Origin of the sequence: Microcoleus sp. MOSTC5 (assembly GCF_036701825.1) — a bacterium.
In the GTDB taxonomy this organism is placed as follows: Bacteria; Cyanobacteriota; Cyanobacteriia; order Cyanobacteriales; family Microcoleaceae; genus Microcoleus; species Microcoleus asticus.
This window is the reverse complement of sequence record NZ_JAUBRK010000125.1, coordinates 1-7,982: the sequence shown is the minus strand read 5'-3', so window position 1 is coordinate 7,982 and position 7,982 is coordinate 1. Positions and strand designations below refer to the sequence as shown.

The following is a 7,982-nucleotide window of genomic DNA, read 5'->3' as shown; positions in this document are numbered from 1 at the left end:
TAAGTTAGGAGTTGGGATTCAATCAACTCTCAGCAAAACTTTTCATTATATCATAAAATTATTTTGCAAGAGGTCTAGTATTTACTCCCCGTTAAAAAAGAGAATGTAACTGTAGCCCCGTGCTCCCAACCATGATAGTAATCATTCATTCCCCATCGTTCAAATCTCAAATCTCAAATCGTATAACCTATGGAACTGCGCCATCTTCGTTACTTCATTGCAGTGGCAGACGAACTGAGCTTTAGTCGCGCGGCAAAGCGATTGCACATTGCCCAACCGCCCCTAAGTCAACAAATTAAAGATTTAGAGGCTGAACTGCGTGTGACGCTATTCGATCGCAAAAGTCACCCGATTCAGCTAACCCCAGCAGGACAGGCGTTTTTAGAAGAAGCTCGCGCAACTTTGGTACAGTTAGAACAAGCGGTATATAAAACCCAGCGCATTCATCAGGGTGAATTGGGTTATTTGACGGTGGGTTTTCCCAGTTCGATCGCGAATGGTGTCTTTCCAGAGATTCTGCGAACTTTTCGACAGAAATATCCAGAGGTACAACTGATTTTACAGGAAGAACACAGTGCTTTCCTAATTCAGAGGTTGCGCGATCGCCAGACTGATATCATTTTTCTCTATCTCTACCACGATATTTCTGAAGCCAATGATTTAGAAACGATGTCTCTTACGCAAGAACCACTTGTCGTCGTTTTACCCAAAAATCATCCGCTTACAGCCCAATCCAAAATTTCGCTTTCCGACCTAAAGGATCAAGAATTTGTAATGCCCCTTCATCAGATTGTGGCTGGCTTATCTGAGGAAATTTACCATGTATGTTCGCAAGCAGGGTTTGTTCCTAAAGTTGCTCAAACAGCCGTCTTTATGGTCACAATTTTGGGATTAGTCGCAGGCGAAACTGGTATCAGCATTCTGCAATCTCACGTACAGAATCTTCAACGCGAAGGAGTGGTCTATCGTCCGATTCAGGAGCAAACGACAACCACTCAATTAACTGCTATTTGGCGGCATAATCATTCGTCCACCATTTTGCAGCAATTCCTCAATATGATTAAAACCCTCTCAATTTATAGCAATCCTAAATAATTTGTGAGAAACAGGCATAGGTAAAAAGCTTTGAAAAGTCAATGAGATTAATCCTGAAAGAAGACGACTAACTGACCAGAGACAATCTCGCATTACCAATTACCCATTACCAATTCCCAATTCCCAATTACCAGCTACCCGTGCATTTCTCCATTTGGCATGATGGTACCGCGCCATTGAGATCCTACTAAATTAGCAGTGCTCAAATCTGCCCTAATCAAAGTTGTGCGGTGCAAAATTGCATCCCGCAAATCTGTTTTAGCCAGGTAAGCATCTGTCATATCAGCTTCACTCAAATTTGCCTGATTAAAATTAGCTCGACTCAAATCAGCCCGCACCAAATTAGCTCGACTCAAGTCAGCCATAATTAAATTAGCATTGCTCAACTTAACATCAGTAAGAAATGCACCCCGCAAGTTAGCGCCTGCCAATTCAGCATCAAGTAACACAGCTCTTTCCAACTTAGCATTTGTCATTACAGCCCAAGAAAAATTTGTTTCTACCAAAGTTGCTTCAGTCAAAAATATGCCCTCTAAAATAGCTTCGCTCAAATTCGCCTGAGTCAGATTTGCTTCTCCCAGAAATGCTTCAGTCAAATTCGCGTGACTGAGATTAGCTTTAGTCAAATCTGCACCTTGCAAATTGACGCCCCGCAAATCTGCACCTTGCAAATTTGCACCCCGCAAATTTGCACCCTCAAAAATCCGCAGTTCCTTCCGCAAATTTGCACCCCGCAAGCACGCACCGCGCAAATCTGCACCTTGCAAATTCACACCTCGCATATCTACATCGCTCAAATTTGCATCGATAAAAACTGCCAAAGAGATGTTGGCTTTGCGAAAGTCTGCACCTTGCAAACTTGCTCCGTGGAAGTCGGCATCGGACAAATTTGCTCCGCTCAAGTTAGCCTGATTTAAGTTAGCACCGGACAACTTTGCATTAGTTAAATTGGCGCGCTGAAGGTTAATTCTGCTCAGGTACGACATCGCTAAGTTTGCACCCCAAAGGTCAGCACTGCTTAAATTGACGCCTATTAAATCGGCACCGCTCAGGTATACCCCTCTGAGATTCATACCTTGAAAATCTAGTTCTCCTGATGTATATCGTCTTAAAATTTCGCTGGCATTCATATTGGTTTTTGTTGTGAATTAGGTAGAATCTGCTATTTCTAGACTGCTTAAATTTCAGTTCGCGCAGGCGGACTTAGTTTTTGTAGCCCCAGACTTGAGTCTGATAAATTTGATGAAATTTCTTTAATTTCAGTTTGCGCAGGCCGACTTAGTTTGTGTAGCCTCAGACTTGAGTCGGGGCATTTAATGAGTTTGATTCACAAATTCTTGAGTCCAAGAGACTGTTTTGCTGCCTAACTGTCGCCCGTGAATTTTTACATGAGTAAGATATTTTGACTTTAAAGTACACAGTTTTTTGTGAAGGTAGGTAGCTGTAGCCTGTTGGTTTGGTACTTCAGCAGAATCCAGAATGACGTGGAGCCAACCGTCTTTAAAGCCCGCTGTAGCCGTAATTCCCTTAGGCTGTAGCAATTGATCGATCAATTGGGCGATCGCCTTTGGTTTACCTTGTTTTGCCATTTCCAGAAGCTGATACTGATTTGCTTTATGGCTAGAGTTTTCCGGCGGTATTTCGGAAATATTGTCCGCCCTTTTTTCTGGAATTTCAGAAGGATATTTCCCGCTTTCTTTTGACTCCAATTCGATCAAAATTTCCAGCATCTTATCGGTAAACTTCTGAACTTTTCCTACATACTCTCTGAGATTTTTATATTTCCAGTACAAACGGTCTTCTGCACTTCCCGTAGAAAATTTTCCGTTCAAAGCAGCTTCTAACTGGGTGAATATATTTTCTATTTGCGCTGTTGCGGAGTTAGCACTTTGACTGACTAATTCTGTCATTTCTTCTTCCAATTCCAACTTGCGTTTGATGGAATCGCTAATATTTATAATAACAGGAGCCGCAGGTTCTAAAATTTCGATAATAGTCGGCATTTCTGCAACTGGGAATGTTTCTACCATTTCCTGTCTGAAATGGGTAGCATAATTATTGCTGGTTTCGGGCTCTTTAAACTGTACATTTTCTGCCGTACCCGGCACTAAGTAACTCTTTTGGGGGTCATAATGATAGTGAGCTGGAGCAGCTTGAAGGATGTGAGTAATCTCGCCTGGATCAAAATAATCGGTGCGCCTGTCCACCAGCTCGCTCTCTTCATACACACTGTTGTTTAAACGTGTCTGATCGTAACCTTCGCTAGCCGAAGATTCGGCTTCATGAGGTTCTTCCTGTTGCATTGTTGCGTAACAAGGATTCATCGCTTTGATGATTACGCTCGCAGCTTGGTCGTTTTCATCTCTGTTGTCGAGATTGCTAGCAGTTGTGTACAACTGAGATTCGAGTTCGGCTAGGCTACCGCAGACATTAAACAGTTGTCGCAGCAGATTGTCAAGTTCTTGAGTTTTCAGCAGCAGCCAGTCGCGATCGCTAAAAGTAAACTGGTGATAAAGACTAGAAAAAATTAGGATTTTAGCCCTCAGCGGATTTGTTTGCTGCAAAATCTTTTGTCTGACATCAAATAAATTCCCGGGGTTTCTTGCCCTTTCTTCGCTGCTTGATACTTCCAAACTAAAGTGCTCTTCAAATGCGGGAGCTTCTTGACCCCCAAAACTAGATATGTTTGTTTCTAATTTGGTGAAGTCTTCAAATTCATACAGCCTGCTAAGCTGACAGATTATGAGGTCTGAGACTAAAGCATACTCGTCTTTTTTATTAACCTTAGAAACTATATTATTTAAAACAGCTTCAATATCTTCTAACCTGCTATATTTGGCGCAGAGTTCTTCGATTAAACTCCTTACATCTGCGCTGGCGAGTTTGGCCGGATCGTTTTCCCAAAACTCTTTACAAGCAAAAAATATTATTTTTTTAATGCGCGAGAGATGGACATCTTGTTCTAATTCGCGAACAACTTCATCTAAAATAGATAAAGGTTTCATAGTTTTCCTCTCCAAAAAATACCCTGTCAACAGTCAGCAAGAAATAATACAATTATACCACATTTGATAAATGCAAGACTTTGATGCGATCGTAATTGGCAGCGGTATTGGCGGCTTAGTCGCCGGCTCGATGCTAGCTCGCTACGGCAAGCGAGTTATCGTATGCGAGAGCCACACCATAGCGGGCGGGGCAGCTCACAGCTTTTCGCGCCGGGGATTTCACTTTGATTCGGGGCCTTCTTTTTATTGCGGTTTGACTGACCCGCATTCGTTTAATCCTTTGCGGCAAGTTTTTGATGTTTTAGAGGAATCGATCGCAGCAATTTCCTACGATCCGCTGGGGCATTACCATTTTCCAGAGGGAAGTTTACCGGTTTATGCTGATGCGAGAAGTTACTTAGATGCTGTAGCTAAGTTCGCACCGCAAGGTGCTGTAGAATTGCAGCAATTTCAACAAAATTTATTAGTTTTGTATGAGGCTTTGCGTGGAATTCCGGCTTTAGCGCTGAGATCCGACTGGCAGTTGATACCTGTTTTGCTGTCTCGGTACTCGCCGGCTTTGCTGAAGCTGTTACCGCTAGTAGGTGCGATCGCGGGTTCAGCAGGTTCCTTGATGGATCGGGACGTGCGCGACCCTTGGGTGCGGCGTTTGATCGATTTGGAGTGCTTTTTGCTGTCGGGTTTGAAAGCGCACGGAACTGTCGCGCCGGAAATAGCTTTTATGATTGGCGAACGATCGCGCTGTGCGATCGAATATCCTGTAGGTGGCAGCGGTGCGATCGTCGATGCTTTAGTTCGAGGTTTGCAGCGCTGGGGAGGAAAATTGCGCCTCGGAGCTCCCGTCGAGCAAATATTAGTTGAAGCGGGCAAAACCACCGGCGTTCGCTTGAAAAATGGCGAAGTTATCCGCGCCCCCATTGTTATTTCAAATGCCACCGTCTGGGATACATATACAAAATTACTGCGACCTGAAGATTTGCCGGAAAGCTACCGAAAAACCTCCTTGTCGATGCCAGCAGTAGACAGTTTTATGCACCTGCATTTAGGAATTAAATCCGCAGGACTCGAAGGTTTGACCGGCCACCACGTCGTGGTTCACAACAGCAAGATTGACATTACAGTACCCGGAAATACTTGCATGATTTCGATTCCTACAGTGTGGGATGCAACTCTCGCGCCGCCCGGACATCACGCCGTTCACGCTTATACATTGGAACCTTACGAAGGTTGGGAGTACGGCGAGTTATATCAGCAGAAAAAGCAAGAGCGATCGCAATCTCTGTTTCAAGCTTTAGAAAAAATTATACCGGATTTGCGATCGCGGATAGTCTTAGAGTCGATCGGCACACCGCTAACCCACGCCCGATTTTTGCGCCGATATCAAGGAACTTACGGGCCTGCAATCGCCGCCGGAAAAGGCACATTTCCCGGGCCGCAAACACCAATCAAAGGCTTGTATCGGGTGGGAGACAGCACCATGCCGGGAATTGGCGTTCCCGCCGTCGCAGCATCGGGTATTTTGTGCGCGAATACTTTGGTAAATTCCGATGTGACAGCACAATTTTTGTAAGCGAAGGAAGAAGGAAGAAGGAAGAAGGAAGAAGGAAAATTAACTGGTTCCATGGCGCTGGCTGGGAATCGAGATCCAAAGGCTCTGCCTCGCTTGCAACAAAACAGGAGGCAGAGCAATAGTGAAATGCGTTCCCAGGGAGAGCCAGGGAACGAGGAAAAAACTACTTTTTACAAAATCTGCCTGCTCCCAAAACTGATTATCCACCAGCGGCAAAAGCGCCCATAATTGCGATCGACAAAGCCAAACCTGGCAACAGCAGCAATCCTAACATTAAAGCATCGTGTCCGCTCATCACATTCTCCTGATATTGACCTTTGATATTATACTCTATAAACTGCCTCTTGCCTCGACCTTAAGAATTAAAACCGACATATAGATTCAGGATTGACAGGGCAAATTTTATTAACAATCGGATTCCCGCGCAAGTCCAGGGTAGTCAACTTTTGCAAAGATTGCAGGGAACTGATATCAGAGATTTGATTGTTGTACAAGTCGAGTAAAAATAAATTATTTAAAGCTTGTAGCGCGCTGCTATCAGAAATCGGATTGTTGAACAGATACAGTTCAGTCAAATTAGTTAAAGATTTCAGCGGACTGATGTCTGATATTTGATTGTTACCGAGGTTGAGTTCAATTAAATTAGTTAGCGATGTCAAAGGACTAATATCTGAAATTTTATTTTGGAATAAAACCAATTTATTTAAGTTAGTTAGCGATGCCAGCGGAGTAATGTCAGATATTTCATTGCCGAATAGAAACAGCGTATTGAGATTTTTTAAGTAAGCTAGCGGGGTGATATCCGATATTTTATTATTGTAAAGGTAGAGTGTATCGAGTGCAGTCAAGTTTCTCAGAGGAGCGAGATCGGAAATTTGATTGTTGTAGAGGATCAGCGCATTTAAGTTCGTTAAAGCTTGCACCGGAGTGATGTCAGAAATTTTGTTGTCAAACAAGACAAGTGCGGTAAGATTAGTTAGAGCTGCTAGGGGACTGATGTCTGAGATTTGATTGGTATCGAGAACGAGTCTACTCAGATTTATTAGAGATGAAAGCGGACTGATATCTGATATTTGATTGACATCCACAACCAGAGTTTTCAGATTGGTTAAAGATTGCAGGGGACTGAGGTCAGATATTTGATTGCTGCCGAGGATAAGATTAGTCAGTTGAGTGAAAGATGAGAGGGGACTGATATCGGTAATTTCAAGATTTTTGAGGTTAAGTTCTGTTGTATTAGAAAGCAGATCGTTGGCTCGATCGCACTCAGAAGTATCTGATATTTGCAACAGTATTTCTACCGTATGTTTGGCGCTGGGAGAAAGAGTTTCTTTGTGCTTACACCAATCTAGAAAGTTATTATAAGTTGTCATGGGCTGTGCTGCGTCAATCGATTTTAGATGGGAGATTGGAAAATTTAGATAAGTATAGCAATTCTCTTTCATTTGTGAATGAGATTTTTTTCAGCTTCTGATAAATTTTAGCCAAAATTGTGTAAAGTAATCTTAACATCCTTAATTGCATTGCATCACCAGGAGCCAAGAGCCAACTATGACACCCGAACTAATTTTTAACGCAGCTAATCTGTTCGTTTTGCCTTTCTGGGCAATTATGATTTTATTACCAAACTGGGGAATTACCCGAAAAGTGATGAATTCTTTCATTCCATTTGCGATGCTCGCCGCTTTGTACATATATTTGTTTGGTAGCAGTCTGACTGCGGAAAATGCGGCAGCTTTGTCGAATCCCAAGCTAGCAGATATTGCTAAGTTTCTGGGGGAGGAAACGGCGGCGGCTACGGGATGGATGCATTTTTTAGTGATGGATTTGTTTGTCGGGCGGTGGATTTATTTGGAAGGACAGCGGACAGGAGTTTGGACGGTTCATTCTCTGGCTTTGTGTTTGTTTGCTGGGCCGATGGGATTGCTTTCTCATATTGTAACTGCTTGGATTACTCAAAGGTTTTTCCCGAGTTCTGAAAGTCTTTCAGGGGCGGGTTATCCGGCCCATCCACAATAAAATTGATGTATTGTAGAACGGGTTTTGGGGCCCGTTCGTTCCTAAGAATGGCGCAAGATATCAGTAACAATATAGAGCGTAGCTCAAGCACCTCCTTGTATTTGGAAAGAGGTAGATGGCGGTTTAGCGTTGGGTGGGGCGGGTTTATGAAATTATGGGTTTTAGGCAATTATTGTTGGTGAAACACGCCCCTACAATTTTCGATCGCAGCTTGGAACTTGGGTCTTCTGGGTTTGCGGTGTAAACTGTATAATATATGAACTTTATGCTAGAGGCTAAGCTCATGGATTTTC

General features: G+C 43.2%; 6 protein-coding genes. 3 read left to right on the top strand and 3 right to left on the bottom strand.

The features are described from left to right. The first annotated feature begins 189 nt into the window (after positions 1–189). Entirely contained in the window at positions 190–1,095 is a 906-nt protein-coding gene (locus tag QUA54_RS33305) for a LysR substrate-binding domain-containing protein (RefSeq protein WP_333419198.1), read from the top strand. A 134-nt stretch (positions 1,096–1,229) separates the two neighbouring features. Here QUA54_RS33305 and QUA54_RS33300 read toward each other — a convergent pair whose 3' ends face one another. Together QUA54_RS33300 and QUA54_RS33295 are read right to left on the bottom strand one after the other, a co-directional pair. Further along, on the bottom strand, positions 1,230–2,225 hold the full coding sequence (locus QUA54_RS33300) for a pentapeptide repeat-containing protein (protein ID WP_333419196.1): 996 nt from the start codon (positions 2,223–2,225) through the stop codon (positions 1,230–1,232). 183 nt (positions 2,226–2,408) lie between these two features. Then, complete coding sequence (locus QUA54_RS33295) at positions 2,409–4,100, bottom strand: hypothetical protein (RefSeq protein ID WP_333419194.1); 1,692 nt, start codon at positions 4,098–4,100, stop codon at positions 2,409–2,411. A 70-nt stretch (positions 4,101–4,170) separates the two neighbouring features. Here QUA54_RS33295 and QUA54_RS33290 point away from each other — a divergent pair, with 70 nt between their 5' ends. Continuing rightward, a complete protein-coding gene (locus QUA54_RS33290) occupies positions 4,171–5,670 on the top strand; it encodes an NAD(P)/FAD-dependent oxidoreductase (RefSeq protein ID WP_333419193.1) in 1,500 nt (499 codons plus the stop codon). Between the two features lie 362 nt (positions 5,671–6,032). On the opposite strand, the gene QUA54_RS33285 is transcribed toward QUA54_RS33290, so the two are convergent. After that, the gene (locus QUA54_RS33285; RefSeq protein ID WP_333419191.1) at positions 6,033–7,043 is read right to left on the bottom strand and encodes a leucine-rich repeat domain-containing protein; all 1,011 of its coding nucleotides are present in this window, start codon (positions 7,041–7,043) and stop codon (positions 6,033–6,035) included. Positions 7,044–7,221: 178 nt separating this feature from the next. Here QUA54_RS33285 and QUA54_RS33280 point away from each other — a divergent pair, with 178 nt between their 5' ends. Further along, on the top strand, positions 7,222–7,689 hold the full coding sequence (locus tag QUA54_RS33280; RefSeq protein ID WP_333419189.1) for an ABA4-like family protein: 468 nt from the start codon (positions 7,222–7,224) through the stop codon (positions 7,687–7,689). Positions 7,690–7,982 lie beyond the last annotated feature (293 nt).